The organism is Cryobacterium sp. 10S3, assembly GCF_034344045.1.
Classification (GTDB): domain Bacteria; phylum Actinomycetota; class Actinomycetes; order Actinomycetales; family Microbacteriaceae; genus Cryobacterium; species Cryobacterium glucosi.
The window spans coordinates 4,046,793-4,064,075 of record NZ_CP133773.1 but is presented as its reverse complement, the minus strand read 5'-3'; the positions used below and the strand labels follow the sequence as shown (position 1 = coordinate 4,064,075).

Genomic DNA, 17,283 nt, shown 5'->3' with positions numbered 1-17,283 from the left:
TTGCCGGGATGCGCAACCCCCCTCGCGCTCGAACTCACCGCACAAGCCGGGTGCGAGACTGGTGACGCGGCCTCTCAGACGGACCGCGACAGGGGGGCGACATGACCGGATCACGGGTCGAGGGAGCGCGGCGGGGGACTTCGCGCGGCACCGGGCGCCGAATGGCGGCGGCGCTCGGCGCAGCGGCACTGCTCTGCACAACGCTCTCCGCGTGCGGGACGGCGGCACCGTCGCCGACGGCCAGTGCGACGGCATCGGCATCGGCCTCGGCCTCGGCCTCGGCCGTCCCAACGGCGACAGGTGCCCCGACCGGCACCCCCTCCGGATCACCCACAGCGGTCCCCACGCCCACGCCCGGCGATGACGTTCCCGCAGCCTGCTCCGCCGGCGCGCTCGGCGCCACCCTGGCCTCGCGGCCGATGGACAGCGGGATGAGCAGCTTCTACTGGGACCTCACTTTGACCAACACCGGATCCCAGGCCTGCACCGTGCAGGGGTACCCCGGTGTCCGGCTGGTGAATGCGGTCACCGGGGCACTGCTCGGCCCGGCCGCGGCACACGAACGCTACCCGACGGTGACGGAGGCTGCCGTCGAACTCGCTCCCGGGGCATCCGCCTACAGCCTGCTGCACCTGAATCAGGCGGGCGCATACACCTGCACGCTCGTGGCCGTCACCGAGCTCGACGTGACACCGCCCGGCACGGATGTCCCTCGCCGGGTGACGACGCCCAATCCGATCCAGGGTTGCGACGACCCGCTCATCGGCCTCGTGAAGGTCGGTCCGTTCGCCCCGGCTTCTCTCGTCTACTAGTCACAAACCGGGCCGGCCCCGTTGGCAGCCGGTCCGAGCGGGATCGGCTAGTAGCCGGGGCGCCAGGTCGCGGCGGCGACCGCGGCCTCTGGGTCGGCGATGGCGACGCCGTTGACGCCGTCGCGCACCGCTTGGGTGACCACGGCGACGGCGACGCGGCGCGACACCTCGGGCAGGTCCCGGAACGAGGGCAGCACGGCCGCGCCGGGCCGGGTCACGTCGACCATGCCGGCGATCGCGTGGGCGGCGGCGAGGAGCATGGCCCGGTTCAGCACGGTCGCCCGGGCGACGATCGCTCCGAAGCAGATCCCCGGATACATGAGCGCGTTGTTGCCCTGGCCGATCTCGTAGTCGACCCCGTCGAACCGCACGGGGGCTGACGGGCAGCCGGTGCTCACGAGGGCCGCGCCGGCCGTCCACTCGATTACGTCGGCCGCGGTCGCCTCGGCGAGCTCGGCCGGGTTGGAGATCGGGCAGATCAGCGGGCGTTCGACGTGGGCGGCCATCTCACGCACGGCAGCCTCGGTGAAGGCGCCGAACTGGGTCGAGGTGCCGATGAGCGCGGTCGGGTGCACGGCGGCGATCACGCTGTGCAGCGAGCACGGGTCGGCGAGCGCGGGCGCGAACGCATCGCCGGCCAGTTCCCGTGCGGGCCGGGCGTACCGGCGCTGGCCGGCGGTGAGGTCGGGCAGGGTGTCGACGATGAGCCCCTGCCGGTCCATCAGGTAGATCCGGGCCTCGGCCTCGGCGAGGGACTGTCCCCCGGTCACGACGAGCTCGTCGACGATCTGGTCGGCGATGCCGATCCCGGCGGTCCCCGCGCCGAAGATCAACACGCGCTGGTCGCCCAGGGTCAACCCGGAGATCAGGATGCTCGTGTTCAGGGCGGCGAGGATCGTGACGCCGGTTCCCTGGATGTCGTCGTTGAGGGTGCAGATGCTGTCGCGATACCGCTCGAGGATCGGCGCCGCCGTCGCGCGGCCGAAGTCCTCCCAGTGCAGCAGCGCGCCCGGGAACAGCCCGAGCGCCGTCTGAACGAAGTCGTCGATGAACCGGTCGTAGTCGGCGCCACGGATGCGCGGAAACCGATTCCCGAGGTACCGCGAGTCGTCGAGCAGCCCGGCATTGTCGGTGCCTACGTCGATGAACACCGGCAGGATCTGGGCGGGGTCGATGCCCGCTGCCGCGGTGTAGACGGCGACCTTGCCGGTGAGGATCTCGGCCCCGTTGACGCCCCAGTCGCCGATGCCGAGGATTCCCTCGCCGTCGGTCGCGACGATCAGGCGGATGTCCCGGCCGTTGGCGTAGATCTGGAGCGCCTCCCCGATGCTCTCGGGATCGAGTGCGGAGATGTAGGCGACATCGCTGCCCGCGTAGCAGTCGCTGTACTGCTGGATCGCCTGGGCGACGGTCGGCGCGTACACGATCGGCAGGAATTCGACGAGGTGCCGGGACATCGCATAGTAGAACAGCCGGCGGTTGCGCGCGCAGACGTCCATCAGGAACAGGCGCTTCTCGAGGTCGTTCGGCCGGGCCAGGAACCGCCGGTAGAGCTGACCCGATTGCTGCTCGATGGTCTGCACGACGTGCGGCAGCTGCCCGGTGATGCCGCCGCGCATCCGCTCGGCCCGGGTGAACGCGGTGCCCTTGTTGCGGTACGGGTCGGAGAGCAGGGAACGCCCGGTCATGAAGTGCCTCTCGCGAGTTGGAGGCCGCGACGGTGTGACCGGTGTGCCGGGCCTGAGGCTGCTGCCTACCCCGCTTCACCCAGTTTAACCCCGCGTTTACCCGAGGTTCGTCCCTGCATCGGCCGCCGAGTCGGCGCGCGCCGCATTCTTCTCCTCGCGACGGACAGCCCTGCGCTCCCTGCCGCCCTCGACGAGGAAGTACAGCACCGGGAGCACGATGAGGGTGAGCAGGGTCGAGGAGACCAGGCCGCCGATCACGACCAGGGCGAGCGGCTGGGAGATGAACCCGCCGGTGCCGGTGAGGCCGACCGCCATCGGGAGCAGGGCGAAGATCGTGGCGAGGGCGGTCATCAGGATCGGGCGCAGCCGCCGGGAGGCCCCGTTGACGAGCGCCTCGCGCACGTCGAGCCCCCGTCGCCGGTACTGGTTGACGAGGTCGATCAGCACGATCGCGTTCGTCACGACGATCCCGATCAGCATCAGCACGCCGATCAGCGAGGGCACTCCGAGGGGGATGCCGGTGATCACCTGCAGCGCGATGGCCCCCGTCGCCGCGAACGGGATGGACACGAGCAGCAGCAGCGGCTGCAGCAGCGACCGGAACGTCGCGACCATCACGATGTAGACGATCAGGATCGCGGCGAGCAGCGCGATGCCGAGCTGCTGGAATGCGTCGGTCTGGTCCTTCGTGACACCGCCGAGGGTCGCGGTCGCGCCGGTCGGCAGGGTCGTGTCGGCGAGCACGGTCGCCATCTGGGCGTTGGCGGTGCCGAGGTCGTTGTTGTTCGGCGTCGCCGAGACCGTCGCGGTGCGCAGGCCCTTCGTCGTCGTGAGGGTGGCCGGGCCGTCGACCTGTGCGACGGTCGCGAGGGTGCTGAGCGCGACCGGCCCGGCGAGGGTCGGGATCGGCAGGGCGGCGAGCTCGGCCGTCGTGGCCGGCGAGCTGGCCCCGGTGAGATACACGGACAGGTTCGCCTCGTTGATCACGATCGACCCGACGACGCTCGGCTGCATCGCCTGGGAGACGAGGGTGCCGAGCGCGAGCTCGCTCAGGCCGGCGGAGGCGGCCTTCGTGCGGTCGATCGTCACGGCGAGGTAGGGCCGGGAGGCGGCGAGGTTGCTCGAGCTCTCCTTGATCGCGTCGAGCTTCTTCACGGCGGCGAGGATGCTGTCGCTCGCTGTCTGCAGGTCGGCGCCGTTGGCCGCGGTGATGTCGACGGCGATGTCCGAGGTGCCGCCGAAGCCGCCGCCGGCCGTGACCGAGAAGTCGCCGACGCCGGTGAGTGCGGCGAGCTTGCCGCGGACGGCGTCCTGCACGGCGTCGGGCTTGGCCACACCGTCGGTCGTGATCGAGTAGGTCACGGTGCTCGTGGTCGGCGCTCCCCCGGCGAACGCGGCGAGGGCGCTGCCGCCGCCGATCGACACCTGGACGATCTTCACGCCCGGCGTGCCGCGCACGGCCGATTCGACCGTCGTCGAGGCGGTGTCCTGGGCGGCGAGGCTCGTGCCGACCGGGAGAGCCTGGGCGACCCGGAACGTGGTCTGGCCGGTCGAGCCGAGGAAGTTGACCTTCATGAACGGGATGATCGCGACCGTTCCGCCGAGTACGAGCACGGAGAGCAGCAGGGTGGCGACGGCGTGCCGGAGCGTCCAGCGGATGATCGGCAGGTACCCGGTCTGCAGGCGGCTCGGCTCCTCGACGATCGCGTCCGCGGGGGCGGATGCCGCGCGCCGGGTCCGCCGGGACGCGGCGGCCGCAGCGGTAGGGGTAGCGGGGGTCGCCGCGGGTGCGGACCCGCCAAGGTGGTCCGCGGCCGCGTCGGCGACGGTCGTTGTTTGCGCGGACTCGGCCGCGAGCGCGCCGGGGCCGGTCGGGTCGGCGACCGCGAACGCGGCGGCATCCGTTGTCACGAGGACCGGGGCGGTCTCGGGAGCCTTACCCGGCTGAGCAGAATTCGGCGCCTTGGCAGGCTTCGCGGGCCTGGCGGGCCTCGGGCTCGGGGCGCGCAGGAACCAGTAGGCGAGTACGGGCACGATCGTGAGCGAGACGAGCAGGGAGGCGAGCAGCGCGATCGTGACGGTGAGGGCGAAGGGGCGGAAGAGTTCGCCGGTGGACCCGCCGACGAAGGCGATCGGCAGGAAGACCGTGACGGTCGTGATCGTCGACGCGGTGATCGCGCCGGCGACCTCGCGCACGGCCGCGACGATGGTCTCGGAACGGTCCACCCCGGGCACGAGGTGGCGCTTGATGTTCTCGATCACGACGATCGAGTCGTCCACGACACGGCCGATCGCGATGGTCAGCGCGCCGAGCGTGAGGATGTTGAGCGAGTACCCGACGCCCTGCAGGCCGATGAAGGTGATCAGCACGGAGGTCGGGATCGAGATCGCCGTGACGAGCGTGGCACGCACCGAGAGCAGGAAGACGAGGATCACGAGCACGGCGAAGACGAGCCCGAGGATGCCCTCCTGGGTGAGCGAGTTGATCGACTCCTGGATGAACGGGGCCTGGTCGAAGACGACGGTGAAGGTCGTGCCGGGGACGGCATCCTGAAGCCTCGGCAGGATCGCGCGCACGGCCGTCGATACGTCGACCGTGTTGGCGGCGGGCACCTTCGTGACCGCGATCGTGAGGGCCGGCTGGCCGTTGACGCGGGAGATGCTCGCGACGGGGTTCTCACCGAGCACGACGGTGGCGACGTCGCCGATCGTGGGCGGGGTGGCCGGAGCGGCGCCAGGGGCGGTGCCGGCGCCGGTCGCGAGCAGGGGCAGGGCGGCGATGTCCGCGGCGGAGGTGAGCTTGCCGCCGGCCTGGACCGACAGGGTCTTGTCGCCCTCGGTGAGCGAGCCGGCGGGGATGAGCGCGCCGTTCTGCTGCAGGGCCGAACGGATGGCCTGCGTGCTGAGGCCGCGGGCGGCCAGGGCCGCGGCATCCGCTGTGATGGTCACCCGGCGGCCGACATCGCCGACGAGCGCGGCCTCGCGCACCCCGGACACGTCACGGATGTCGCCGAGCACGCTGCGCTTGAGGTCGTCGGCGAGGGTGGCCTGGTCGCCGCCGGAGACAGCGAGGGAGATGACCGGGAAGTCGTCGATGCTGCCGCTGATCACCTGCGGGTCGAGGTTGTCGGGCAGCCGGGTCTTGATGCGGTTGATCGCCTGGCTGATGCGGGATTCTGCCTTGACGAGGTCTGTGCCGTACGTGAACGTCGCGCTCACGAGCGAGGAGTTCGTGCTGCTCGTCGTCGAGGTGGATTCGAGGCCCGCGATGCCCTGGATGGCGGTCTCGATCGGCGTCGAGACGTCGTCGTTGACGACCTCGGGCGAGGCGCCGGGGTAGCTCGTGGAGACGAGCAACTGCGGCAGCTGCAGGGAGGGGATGAGTTCCTGCTTGAGGCTCGTGAGGGCGAGGCTGCCGAAGATGGCGGCGACGATCGTGATCAGGGCGATCAGGGCCCTGTTCTTCATGCTCAGCACGGCGAGAAAATGCATGGCTCAGTATCGCATCGCCGTGTGACGCCCGTGTTGCGTTTCGCACCCCCGGTTCGGCGCGGAATGGCGCCTCGGAGTCAGACGACGTCGGCGAGGTACCCGGTGTCGGGCAGCGGATGCCGCAGCAGCGTCCCCCAGGCCAGGCCCAGTGCGTCCACAGCGCATTCCATCTCGAACGCCCCGTGGCAGAACGGGACCCGCAGGAAGCGCTCGAAGGCGCCGTCGACGCCGAAGCGGGGACCGGCCGGCACGAGAAGGCCGTGGTTGCGCGCGGCGAGCGCGAGCTGGGAGCTCACGGGTCGCCCGAGGTTGACCCACGCCGTGAGGCCGCCGTCGACGTGCGGCACGGTCCACTCGGGGAAGCGCTCGGCGAGGAGCGCCTCGAGGTGGTCGCGCCCGGCCCGGAGCTCGCGGCTGCGGCGCTCGAGAATCGCCGGCATCTCCGGGAGCATCCGGGTGACGATGAGTTGCTCGAGGATCGGCGTGCCCATGTCCGTTGCCGTGCGCGCGGCAACCAGCCGGCGGATCAGCGCGGGCTCCGCCCTGATCCAACCGATGCGCAGGCCGCCCCAGATGGTCTTGCCCACCGAGCCGACCGTGACGACCGTGGCGGGGACGCCGGCGCCAGACCCGCTTCCATAGCCGTTCATTCCTGCATTTCCCGGCTCGCCCTGCGCGTATGCCGCGAACGGCATGAAATCGTCGGTCCGGTCGATGCTGAGCTCTCCCATGGTCTCGTCCGCGATGAGGACCGTGCCCTGCCGGGCGGCGGCCTCGATGACGCGGGTCCGTTGCTCGGTGGGCATCGTCTGCCCGGTCGGGTTGTGGAAGTCGGGCATCAGGTAGCCGAGCACGGGATTGCTGCCCCGGAGGGCCTGGAGCAGGGCGGGCTCGTCCCAGCCGGACGAGCCGTCGCCCACGCGCGCCGTCACGCTCACCGGCACGAACCGCGCCCCGGCCGCGCTGAGCGCCTCAACCGCGTGCGGGTAGCTCGGCTGTTCGATCAGCACCCGGTCGCCGCGGCTGACGAACACCCGGGCGAGCAGCGAGATCGCGTGCTGGGCTCCGATCGTCACCATGATCTGGTCCGGGTCGGTCGGGAGCCCCCGCTCCCGGTAGCGTTCGGCGATCGCGGCGCGCAACTCCGGGATGCCGACCGGATCGAAGCCCGGACCGTTCAGGTGACGCGAGAGGTCCTCTGCTGCCCGCGCGGCGACATCCGCCAGCCCGCCGAGGGCCGACATCGTCGCCTTGCTGAGATCGAGGACGCCGCTGTCGCCCGACGCGCTCCCTGAGCCAGGGCCGGCCGCCGCGCCGGAGCCCGGCAGCCGCACCACGCTGCCCGAACCGCGCACGCTCGAGAGCAGCCCCGCGGCGCGCAGCTCGCGGTAGGCGGCCGTCACAGTCGTGCGGCTCAGCCCGAGGCGCACGCCCAACTCGCGTTCGGCGGGCAGGCGGGTGCCGGCGGTCAGGCGGCCGTCGAGGGCGAGCAAGCGGATGCGATCGGCGAGCCCCCGGTAGGCACTCCCGCCGGTGCGCCACTCGCCGAGCTTCGACTCGAGGGCACGGGCGCTGAGCTGGGTGTCCGACATGAGGCCACTCTAGACAGATTGGCTACTTGATAACAGTCCACTCGTGCAATTGGATTGGTTTCCATGACCCGTCGTCTCATTCAGCTGCTTATTGGCCTCTTCCTGTACGGCATCGCGATCGCGCTGATGGTGCGCGGCGCGATCGGCGTCGCTCCCTGGGACGTGCTCACCCAGGGCATCGACGGCCACACCCACCTCGGGTTCGGCCTGCTGACCGTCATCCTGAGCGGCGTCGTGCTGCTGTTCTGGATCCCGCTGCGCCAGAAGCCGGGCGTCGGCACCGTGATCAACGCGCTCCTCGTCGGCCCGTCGGTGGATGTCGGCCTCTGGCTGGTGCCCGCCGGCCTCGACCTGTGGCTGCGCGCGCTGCTCTTCGCGGCAGGCGTGCTGCTGCTCGCCGTCGCGACCGGCCTCTACATCGGGGCGCACCTCGGCCCCGGACCCCGCGACGGCCTGATGACCGGCCTGCACCGGCGCACCGGCTGGCCGATCTGGATCGTGCGCACCGGCATCGAGGGCACCGTGCTCGCGCTCGGCTGGGTGCTCGGCGGCAACGTCGGCATCGGGACCGTGCTGTTCGCGGCGCTCGTCGGCCCGCTCTGCCAGTGGACCATCCCCCGCCTCGCGCTGCCGCTCCCCGCGCCTCGGACGCCCTCGCCCGCTTCGACCCTGGCCGACGCGCGCTAGAGGTTGCGGTCGGCGTAGGCCAGGAGGGCCGCGCGGACGAAGGCCGCCCCGGCAGGGCCGCCGTAGTTCGCGGCGAAGCGCTCGTCGGAGACATACATCTCGCCGAGGCCCGTGAAGTACTCCTTCGAGGGTCCCGCGCCGCCCGGCCCTCCGCCGGGGGTGCCCGGGATGGCCCGCAACCAGTCGAACTGCCGCTGCGCGAGGGCCTGGGCCTCGGCTCCCGCCGGGTCGAGCCGGCCCGATGCTCCGGAGGCTCCGGAGGCACCGGAGACTCCGGCGGCCGCCGCGCGCCAGTCCGCGAGGAGCTGCGCCTGCCGCTCCTGCCACGCCACCTTCTCCGCGGCGCTCATCTCGCGCCACCAGGCGTCGCCGCTCGCCCAGGCCGCGGCTCCCCAGCGCTGTTCGACCTCCTCCCTGTGTTCCGTGGGATCGAATCCGTCGAACATGTTCTCTGCCATGAGTTGTTCCTTTCTGTTCAGGGTGGTGATGGTGTCCTCGACCGAGCCGATCTGGCGATCGAGGCGGTCACGCTCGCCGCGCAGCCAGGCGAGGTGCGCGCCGAGGGCGCGGGCGGCATCCGTTTCGTGGTCGAGCACCTCGCGAATGGCGGGCAGCCCGAGCCCGAGGGCGCGCAGCATCAGGATGCGCTGCAGGCGCACGAGCGCCGCCGCGTCGTAGTAGCGGTAGCCGTTGGCGCCGATCCGACTCGGCGGGAGCAACCCGAGGTCACCGTAGTGCCGCAGCGTGCGGCTCGTCGTCGACGCGAGCCGCGCGATCTCCTGGATCGACCAGTCCATGTCCACTCCCCGTCCGTTGTGTTCTCCACGATAATTCTTGACGTTGCGTCAAGGTCAAGCGGGCTCCCGAATCCGATTCGGTACCATGTGGCATGCACGACACGACCGAGGCAACGGATGCCGCGGCGCGGCCCCGCGCGCGCCTGGCACTCCGGCTCGTGCCCGCGGCCCTGGTCTCTGCGTCCGCGGTGCTGCTCTTCGGACTGCACACGCCGGTCTCGATCCCCGCGGGCTACCTGCTTCTCGGACTCGCCCTCGCGACGGCCCTCGTCATCGACCGCCCGCTCGCCCGCGACCTCGCCCTCATCGCCCTCGGCCTGCTCCTGATCAGCACCATCTCGCTCGCGGCCAACATCGACTACCCGAACATGGCGCTGATGGGGGCCGTGCTCACGCTCGCGGTACTCCTGCCGTACCTGGTCTCGCGCTACCTCTACCGCGAGCGGGCGATCCGGTTCCCGATCCGCACCGGGCGACCCTGGACATCCGCAGCGCTCGGGTACCTCGTCGTCGCGATCGCGCTCGGCTATGCGATTCTGCCGACCTATTTCATCCGCTCCGGCGCCTTTCACAACTGGCCGACCGTCACCGCGCCGGACGAGATCGGGCGGCTCTTCGTTGGCGTCGGTTTCGTCGGAATCTGGGACGAGCTCTTCTTCATCTGCACCGTGTTCGCCCTGCTGCGTCGGCACTTCCCGGACTGGCTCGCGAACCTGCTCCAGGCGGTGATCTTCACCTCGTTCCTCTGGGAACTCGGCTACCGCAGCTGGGGCCCGCTGATCACCTTCCCCTTCGCACTCCTGCAGGGCTTCACCTTCGCGCTGACCAGGTCACTCGGCTACGTCATCGTCGTGCACCTGCTCTTCGACCTCGTCGTCTTCCTCGTGATCGTGCACGCACACACCCCGGCCTGGCTGCCGATCTTCCTCTACTGACGCGCACCCGCCCGCGCGCGCCCGCGCCCGCGACCGGAAAGGTGCTCGGGGGTTGCGCACCGCCGAAACGCGATATATCGTGAATCACACCAGACGCGATATAACGCGAAAAAGTTTCGGCGTCCGCAACGGACGCCCACAGAAGGAGCACACAATGGCACTCGAAAAATGGCTGGTCGCCCCCGGGCAGACCCGGGTGATCGACGTCGAACTCGTCAACCGGCTCAAGGTCGGGCTGATCGGCGGCAAGGTCGACATCATCGGCCACGACGAACCGTTCACCCGCGTCGAGGTGCACAGCGTCAGCGGCAAGGACCTCCGCATCTCCCTCGACGGAGACACCCTCGAGGTCGACCACCCGCAGCTGCGCTGGGACAACTTCATCGAGGTCTTCGCCTCCTTCCGCGGCAGCGCCAGGGCGGACGTGAGCATCACCGTCCCGCGCGACGTCGCCCTCAAGCTCGGCGTCGTCTCGGCCGGCGCGCTCATCACGGGCCTCCGCAGCGACCTCAAGCTCAACACCGTCTCCGGTGACCTCGTCGTCGACGGCGTCACGGGCGACATCGAAGTCAACGCGATCAACGGCGAGATCTCGGTCAGCAACCACTCCGGCGACATCACCACGCACACCGTTTCCGGCGATGTCACCGCGAGCGGCAGCATCCGCCGGTTCAGCGTCGACGGCGTCGCGAGCAACGTGTTCCTCGACCTCGAGGGCTCGCCGGACACCGTCAACACGAACACCGTGAGCGGCAACCTCACCGCACGCGTCGAGGCCGGCCTCCCGATCAAGTACCACCTCAACACCATCTCGGGGGTCCTCCAGCTCGACGACCAGACCGTGAAGGGCACCCTCGGCAAGGGCTACGAGTCGAGTACGGGCGTGCTCGCGGGCAGCTGGCTCGAACTGCACGCGAACTCCGTCTCCGGTGACATCTCGATCGTCCGGCGTCCGGCCGCGGCGGCGGATGCCCCGGCGAGCGCCCCGAGCGCAGCCGCCGGGTTCGAAGCGCCGGGCGAGGCCCCGGCGGACACCGCAACGGGGGCCTCGGCATGACTCCCGTCTTCGCCCACGGCAGCCTGCGGCTCTACCTGCTGAGCCTGCTCGCCGAGCAGCCGCGGCACGGTTACGAGCTGATCCAGGCGCTCAGCGACCGGTTCGGCGGCACGTATATCCCGAGCGCGGGCACGATCTACCCGCGACTGGCCAAGCTCGAGGAGGAGGGCCTCGTCACGAAGTCGACGGACGGCCGCAAGACCGTCTACGAGATCACCGACGCCGGACGCGCCGAGCTCCTCGCGCGCGGGGGCGACCTCGACGCACTCGAGGACGAGGTCACCGACTCGGTGCGCCGGCTGGCGGACGAGGTCCGGTCCGGGGTCGCCGCGGCGATGACGAGCCTGCGCACCGATCTCGCAGCTGCCGCCAGGCGGGCCAGGGATGACGCGGGCTTCGGAGCGGGCGGCCGGGCACGTGGGGGTTCGAGTCCCACCACCGGTTCCGCCGTTCCGGGCACGGCCGCGGGTGCCGATGCCAGTGCCAGTGCCAGTGCCAGTGCGAGCTACCCGGGCGCGGACGGCCCAGCGGATACCGCCGGTTCCGCCGGCGCGAGCGCGGGCTCGGCGGCTCCAGGCGGCCAGACCCCGCCGGCCGGGACCACGTCGGGCACCTCGACGGACCGTCGCCTCGAGTCCAATCGCGCCCTGCACGAGGCCGATCTCGTGCTCAACGAGTTCCGCCAGCAACTCCGCGCGGACCTGCGCAAGCAGGCCGTGCACGCCCGGGTGCCCGCCGCGACCGTCTCGGACCTGCGCGCCCGCCTCGCCGAGGTGCGCGCCGGCATCCTGGACGCCCTGCCCCGCTGACCCCCGCCTCGCCCGTCCGCGAGAGCGTACTTTTGGCCCTTAAACCAGTGTCTTAAGGGCCAAAATCGTACTCTCGCGGAAGGGTACGCACGTTTCTGGGGAAGGGTCGGGGGCGGCGTGCGGGATCAGGGGGCTGCGGGGGCGGGGTGGTGGATCTGGGTGCGTTCGCCCGAGCGGTCGATCTCGTGCCGGCTCATCAGCTCGCCGCAGATCGGGCAGGTCGCCTCGGCGCGCTCCGCCTGCTTCTGCTCGGTCGTCTCCGTCGTATACGGGCCGAGCGGCGGCGGCCCGATCCAGGGCAGCAGCGTGCGATTCAGCCAGGACACGGCGCCCGCGAGGCCGTGTTCGCCCGACGGCCTGTCGTCAGAATCGCCCGGTTCGCCGGTTCCTCGTCTCGATGCGCGTGTCATAATGGTTAGTGTACTAATCAATTACGATTAGTGCACTAATCAATTCCGTCGAGACGGTCGCGACGGGGAACAGCAGAGGCGCGGGACCAACCGATGACAGACGATTCCCCGGGCACGACCGGTTCCGCGACAGTGCCCGCGTCCGCGCCCGACCTGCTCCGCCTCGAGGACCAGGTCTGCTTCGCCCTCGCGATCGCGTCCCGCAGTGTGATCTCGGTGTACCGGCCGATCCTCGAGCCGTACGGCCTCACGCATCCGCAGTACCTCGTGCTGCTCGCCCTCTGGGAACGCAGCCCGCGTTCGGTCTCTGACCTCAGCGCCGAGCTGCGCCTCGAACCCGCGACCCTCTCCCCGCTGCTGAAGCGCCTCGAGACCGCCGGCCTCGTCGGCCGCAGTCGCAATGCGCACGACGTACGTGTGCTCGACATCACGCTGACGGATGCCGGTCGAGCACTCCGCGAGGACGCCCTCACGATCCCGCCGCGCATCATCGACAAGCTCGGCATGAGCCTGGATGAGCTCACCGCGCTGCGAACCTCGCTCTGGCGGGTGATCGACGCGGCACAGTCCCCCTGACCCGCGAAAGCGGGTGAATCGTCGCTTTCGCTGCGGCATACCGACGATTCACCCGCTTTCGCGGAAGGTGGGGATGCGCGGGGTGCGGGAAGCGGGGGTAACCCAACTCGCGGGCGGCTCGGCTTATTCCCGGAAGTTTGACAGTCGTGTCCAACGGAGTAGTGTCATCCCTCGTGACACCAGACGGCTCCCAAGCGCCAGAAACTCGCTCCGCGAAGCGGTGGATCATCGGCGAACCACTCTCGACCGAGCATCTCGAGGGTCAGCTGCTGCCCAAGCACCTCGCCCTGCCGATCTTCGCGAGCGACCCGCTGTCGAGCGTCGCGTACGCCCCGCAGGAACTCCTGATGATCCTGACCCTCGGCGGGCTCGCCTTCCTGAGCTTCGCGCCCTGGGTCGCGGCCTGCGTCGTGCTCCTGCTGGTCGTCGTCGTCGCGTCCTACCGGCAGCTGATCAAGGCGTACCCCTCCGGTGGCGGGGACTACGAGGTCGCCTCCAAGAACCTCGGCGAACGCGCAGGCCTGCTCGTCGCATCCGCCCTGCTCGTCGACTACGTGATGACCGTCGTCGTCTCGGTCGCGAGCGGCGTGGACAACATCATCTCGGCCGTGCCGCAACTCGTGAACTTCCGGGTCGAACTCGCCGTCTTCTTCGTCGTGATGCTCGCCGCCGTCAACCTGCGCGGCGTGCGCGAGTCGAGCAAGGCCTTCGCCTTCCCGACCTACCTGTTCATCGCGAGCGTGATCCTGATGGTCGTCGTCGGCCTCGTGCGGGTCATCTTCGGTGATGCGCCCGTCGCGGAGTCCGCGAGCTACGGCGTGCACGCCGAAAACCTTGCCCAGTCGGCGTTCATCCTGCTGCTGTTGCGCTCCTTCGCGAGCGGATGCTCCGCCCTGACCGGCGTCGAAGCGATCGCCAACGGTGTTCCGGCCTTCAAACACCCGAAGGTCAAGAACGCCCAGCGCACCCTCGTGCTGATGGGCGGCATCGCGATCGTGATGTTCATCGGCCTCACGACCCTCGCGCTGATCGCGAAGGTGCACTACGCGGAGAACCCCTGCGACCTGATCGGCTGGGCCGAGTGCGCCACGTCGCCGCAGCGAAGCCTGATCGCCCAGATCGCCGCGGCGACCTTCGGGAACAACTCGATCATGTTCTTCGTGCTGCAGGCCGCGACCGCCGCCGTGCTGCTGCTCGCCGCGAACACGGCGTTCAACGGCTTCCCGCTGCTCGGCTCGGTGCTCGCGAAGGACTCCTACGCACCGAAGTCGCTCAGCACCCGTGGCGACCGGCTGATCTACTCGAACGGCGTCGTACTCCTCGCCCTCTTCGCCTGCCTGATCCTGGTCGTCTTCCAGGCCAACCTGACGGTGCTGATCCAGCTGTACATCATCGGCGTCTTCGTATCCTTCACCCTCGGCCAGACCGGCATGGTCAAGCACTGGCTCACCCTGCTCAAGACGAACCCGCCGAACCGGGCCTCGATCATCACGAGCCTCTCGATCAACGGCTTCGGCGCCGCCCTGACCGGCGTGGTGCTCATCGTCGTGACGATCACCAAGTTCACCCACGGCGCCTGGCTCGTCTTCGTGATGATGCCGGTTCTGTTCACCCTGATGCTCGGCGTGAACCGCTACTACCGGGACGTCGCCAAGGAGATCGAAGTCGACCCTGACACGACCTTCGGCTCCACCGGTGACCACGCGATCGTGCTCGTCGGCAAGATGCAGAAGCCCGTGCTCAAGGCACTCGACTACGCGATCGCCGCCCGGCACGAGGGCATCGAGGCCGTGCACATCTCGATCGACGAAGAAGAGACCAAACAGTTGCAGCGCGACTGGGTCCGGCAGAACATCCAGGTGCCGCTGCGCATCGTCGAGTCTCCGTACCGGGACATCAGCTGGCCGTTGATCAGCTATATCAAGGAGCGCCGCGCCGCGCACGGCTCCGAGGTCGTCACCATCTACACCCCGATCTACATCGTCGGGCACTGGTGGGAGAACCTGCTGCACAACCACAAGGCCCGTCGCCTCCGCCAGAAGCTGATGCTCGTGCACGGTGTCACGATCGCGCTCGTGCCCTGGCTGCTCGACTCCTCCGAACTCATCTACGGCCGCCGGTCCCGCCCGATCCCGGGCCAGGACCGTCGCGGCGAGCCGGTGCGCCCGCGCCCGATCCCCCGGCGCCCGCTCGCCCCGGCGACCTCTGCTCTCGAGATCCAGGCCGCTGCCGCTGCGGCGGCAGCGGCGAAGAACGGCTCGGGTGCGGCATCCGCTGCCGGAGCCTCTGGCAAGGCGGGAGCCGCCGCGGGTCGCCCCGGGCAGCCCGCCCGCCCCGGCGCCCGGCGCCGGAAGCGCAAATAACCCGGTGCGGAACGCACTGGCCGTGTTCGCCGGCGGCATCATCGGCACGGCCCTGCGGCTCGGCATCGACCGTGCGCTGCCGCACAGCGACACCCAGTTCCCGACCAGCACCCTGATCATCAACACCGTCGGGGCGTTCGTACTCGGCTGGCTTGTCGCCGGCCTCTGGACCCGCCCCGCGGTTCCGGCCTGGCTCAAGCTCCTGCTCGGCCCTGGCGTGCTGGGCGCCTTCACGACGTTCTCGGCCGTGATGGTGTCCCTCGTCTCCCTCGGCGCGGCCTCGTCGTGGCCGCTCGCTGGGCTGTACCTGCTGGCGACGTTGCTGCTGGGGTTCCCGGCGGCCGCGCTCGGCGTCTGGCTCGGCGGGCGCATCCGTCACCACCCCGCAGCGGATGCAGGGGCCCGGTCATGAACTCCCTCGTCTTCGCCGCCGTGGTCGCCGGCGGCGGTGCGGCAGCCGTGGTGCGGTACTTCGTATCGCGCGCCCTCCCGGTGGGACCGGGCCGCCTGCCGATCGGCGTGCTGATCGTCAACGTGGCCGGGGCGCTGATCGGCGGCGTGATCCTCGGGCTCGCCGAGCGCGCCGTGCTCAGCAGCGACCTCCGGCTCGTGCTCCTGACCGGGGTCTGCGGCGGCCTGACGACGTTCAGCACCTGGAGCGTCGAGACGATCGACCTCGCACTCAAGGGCCGCTGGCGCTCGGCCGTGCTCAACCTCGTCGGCACCCTGCTTCTCGGCATCGCGGTCTGCGCCGCCGGCTACCTCCTCGCCCGCTGACCCTGCCCCCTCCCGACTCCCGCCCACGTCGCACCCGCCGTCAGGGAGGGTGCTCCGGGGCGAGCAGGAGGGCGGGTCAGAGCAGGGCGACGACCTGGCGGGCGATCACCCGGCCGGCCCGGTGCGCGCCGACCGTGCTCGCCTGCGGCCCGTACCCGGCGAGGAAGATCCTCGGGTCGGTCCAGCTCGCCCCTGATCCGACGACGAGCCCGCCGCCCTTGGCGCGGAGTTTCAGCGGGGCCAGGTGCCGCACCTCCGGACGGAACCCGGTCGCCCAGATGATCACGTCCGCTTCCGTGAAGCTGCCATCGGCCCAGCGCACCCCGGTCGGCTCGATGCTCGCGAACATCGGCCGGGCGGTGAGCACCCCGCGCTCGATCCCCGCGGCGATCCGGCGACTCACGGGCACGCCGGTCCCGCTCACGATGCTCGGCAGCGCGCGACCGGACCGGGCGGCCTCGTCCTGGGCGGCGACCGCGGCCGACGCCCCCTCGAGGTCGAGCTGATCGGTGTGCACCCAGTCGATCGGGCGCCGTGAGGCCCAGGTCAGTTCGGCGGCGACGTGTTCGAGCTCGAGCAGGAACCCGATGGCGGATGTCCCGCCGCCGACGACGACGACCCTCCGGCCGGCGAAATCCTCGGCCGCCCGGTAGCCCGAGGTGTGCAGCTGCTGTCCGGCGAAACTCGCTGCTCCCGGATAGTGCGGCACGAACGGGGCGCCCCAGGTTCCTGAGGCGTTGACGAGCAGGCGGGCGGTCGTCTCGTGGTCGCCGAACCCAGGCGACGCGCTTCGGATCACGAGGTCGGCACTGCGATTGAACACGGCGGTGACAGTGACGGGTCGAACGACCCTGAGGTCGAAGTGCTCCTCGTACCTGCGGTAGTACTCGGTGACGACGTCCCTGGCGGGGCGGTCACGGTCAGCCGTCGCAAAGCTCAGGCCGAGTTCGCTCATGCCGGGCAGGTCGTTCACCCGGTGCGCCGACCCGAGACGGAGTCCCGCCCAGCGGTGCTGCCACGCGCCGCCCGCGTCCGGGCCGCGGTCGAAGAGCACGAAGTCGCGCCCCGGGATCAGCTCGAATTTGCGCAGGTAGTAGGCGACCGCGAGGCCGGCTTGCCCCGCTCCGACGATGACGACGGGAACGCTCGCGTCACTCGACATCGCGTCCCCCCTCTTCACCAGCGTACGTCCGGCGTAAGATCACTGTGTGCGCCGCGGTTCGCCCTCCGAGCCACAAGCGGGCCTTCAGGCCCACCATGCTAAACTAGCGCCTAGTTTTCACCATTC

General features: G+C 70.3%; 14 protein-coding genes and 1 pseudogene. 9 read left to right on the top strand and 6 right to left on the bottom strand.

What is annotated here, in order from left to right; all coding sequences use genetic code 11:
* Positions 1 to 101: 101 nt before the first annotated feature.
* The gene (locus RHM57_RS18780; protein ID WP_322189168.1) at positions 102 to 812 is read left to right on the top strand and encodes a DUF4232 domain-containing protein; all 711 of its coding nucleotides are present in this window, start codon (positions 102 to 104) and stop codon (positions 810 to 812) included.
* A gap of 47 nt (positions 813 to 859) precedes the next feature.
* Here RHM57_RS18780 and RHM57_RS18775 read toward each other — a convergent pair whose 3' ends face one another.
* From RHM57_RS18775 to RHM57_RS18765, 3 genes are all read right to left on the bottom strand, one after another.
* Positions 860 to 2,500, bottom strand: coding sequence for an NAD-dependent malic enzyme (locus RHM57_RS18775; RefSeq protein WP_322189167.1), 1,641 nt, complete (start codon positions 2,498 to 2,500; stop codon positions 860 to 862).
* Positions 2,501 to 2,596: 96 nt separating this feature from the next.
* On the bottom strand, positions 2,597 to 5,992 hold the full coding sequence (locus RHM57_RS18770; RefSeq protein ID WP_322189165.1) for an efflux RND transporter permease subunit: 3,396 nt from the start codon (positions 5,990 to 5,992) through the stop codon (positions 2,597 to 2,599).
* Between the two features lie 77 nt (positions 5,993 to 6,069).
* Positions 6,070 to 7,584, bottom strand: a complete 1,515-nt coding sequence (locus tag RHM57_RS18765) for a PLP-dependent aminotransferase family protein (RefSeq protein ID WP_322189163.1) — start codon at positions 7,582 to 7,584, stop codon at positions 6,070 to 6,072.
* Between the two features lie 63 nt (positions 7,585 to 7,647).
* On the opposite strand from RHM57_RS18765, the gene RHM57_RS18760 reads away from it, so the two are divergent.
* Positions 7,648 to 8,271, top strand: a complete 624-nt coding sequence (locus RHM57_RS18760) for a YczE/YyaS/YitT family protein (RefSeq protein ID WP_134446245.1) — start codon at positions 7,648 to 7,650, stop codon at positions 8,269 to 8,271.
* Here RHM57_RS18760 and RHM57_RS18755 read toward each other — a convergent pair.
* Positions 8,268 to 9,068 carry a MerR family transcriptional regulator gene (locus RHM57_RS18755; protein ID WP_322189161.1) on the bottom strand — a complete coding sequence of 267 codons (801 nt, stop codon included), beginning with the start codon at positions 9,066 to 9,068 and terminating at the stop codon, positions 8,268 to 8,270. The genes RHM57_RS18760 and RHM57_RS18755 overlap by 4 nt on opposite strands.
* 92 nt (positions 9,069 to 9,160) lie before the next feature.
* On the opposite strand from RHM57_RS18755, the gene RHM57_RS18750 reads away from it, so the two are divergent.
* The 3 genes and pseudogenes from RHM57_RS18750 to RHM57_RS18740 form a co-directional block, all read left to right on the top strand.
* On the top strand, positions 9,161 to 10,003 hold the full coding sequence (locus tag RHM57_RS18750) for a CPBP family intramembrane glutamic endopeptidase (RefSeq protein WP_322189159.1): 843 nt from the start codon (positions 9,161 to 9,163) through the stop codon (positions 10,001 to 10,003).
* A 154-nt stretch (positions 10,004 to 10,157) separates the two neighbouring features.
* Positions 10,158 to 11,060, top strand: coding sequence for a DUF4097 family beta strand repeat-containing protein (locus RHM57_RS18745; protein WP_134446242.1), 903 nt, complete (start codon positions 10,158 to 10,160; stop codon positions 11,058 to 11,060).
* Positions 11,057 to 11,449: pseudogene (locus tag RHM57_RS18740) on the top strand (PadR family transcriptional regulator); the annotation flags it as partial. The gene RHM57_RS18745 and the pseudogene RHM57_RS18740, both read left to right, overlap by 4 nt.
* A 545-nt stretch (positions 11,450 to 11,994) precedes the next feature.
* Here the strand turns inward: RHM57_RS18740 and RHM57_RS18735 are convergent.
* Positions 11,995 to 12,279, bottom strand: coding sequence for a hypothetical protein (locus RHM57_RS18735; RefSeq protein WP_134559284.1), 285 nt, complete (start codon positions 12,277 to 12,279; stop codon positions 11,995 to 11,997).
* Between the two features lie 93 nt (positions 12,280 to 12,372).
* Here RHM57_RS18735 and RHM57_RS18730 point away from each other — a divergent pair, with 93 nt between their 5' ends.
* The 4 genes from RHM57_RS18730 to crcB all read left to right on the top strand — a co-directional run bounded on the left by RHM57_RS18730 (position 12,373) and on the right by crcB (position 15,995).
* Complete coding sequence (locus RHM57_RS18730) at positions 12,373 to 12,855, top strand: MarR family winged helix-turn-helix transcriptional regulator (RefSeq protein WP_134559282.1); 483 nt, start codon at positions 12,373 to 12,375, stop codon at positions 12,853 to 12,855.
* A gap of 173 nt (positions 12,856 to 13,028) precedes the next feature.
* Complete coding sequence (locus tag RHM57_RS18725) at positions 13,029 to 15,218, top strand: APC family permease (protein WP_166790657.1); 2,190 nt, start codon at positions 13,029 to 13,031, stop codon at positions 15,216 to 15,218.
* Between the two features lie 4 nt (positions 15,219 to 15,222).
* The gene (locus tag RHM57_RS18720; protein WP_134446239.1) at positions 15,223 to 15,630 is read left to right on the top strand and encodes a fluoride efflux transporter FluC; all 408 of its coding nucleotides are present in this window, start codon (positions 15,223 to 15,225) and stop codon (positions 15,628 to 15,630) included.
* Positions 15,627 to 15,995, top strand: coding sequence for a fluoride efflux transporter CrcB (gene crcB / locus RHM57_RS18715; protein WP_134446238.1), 369 nt, complete (start codon positions 15,627 to 15,629; stop codon positions 15,993 to 15,995). Before RHM57_RS18720 ends, crcB begins: the two co-directional genes overlap by 4 nt.
* A 76-nt stretch (positions 15,996 to 16,071) precedes the next feature.
* On the opposite strand, the gene RHM57_RS18710 is transcribed toward crcB, so the two are convergent.
* Positions 16,072 to 17,157: an FAD-dependent oxidoreductase gene (locus RHM57_RS18710; protein ID WP_134446237.1), complete on the bottom strand. Its 1,086-nt coding sequence runs from the start codon at positions 17,155 to 17,157 to the stop codon at positions 16,072 to 16,074.
* Positions 17,158 to 17,283 lie beyond the last annotated feature (126 nt).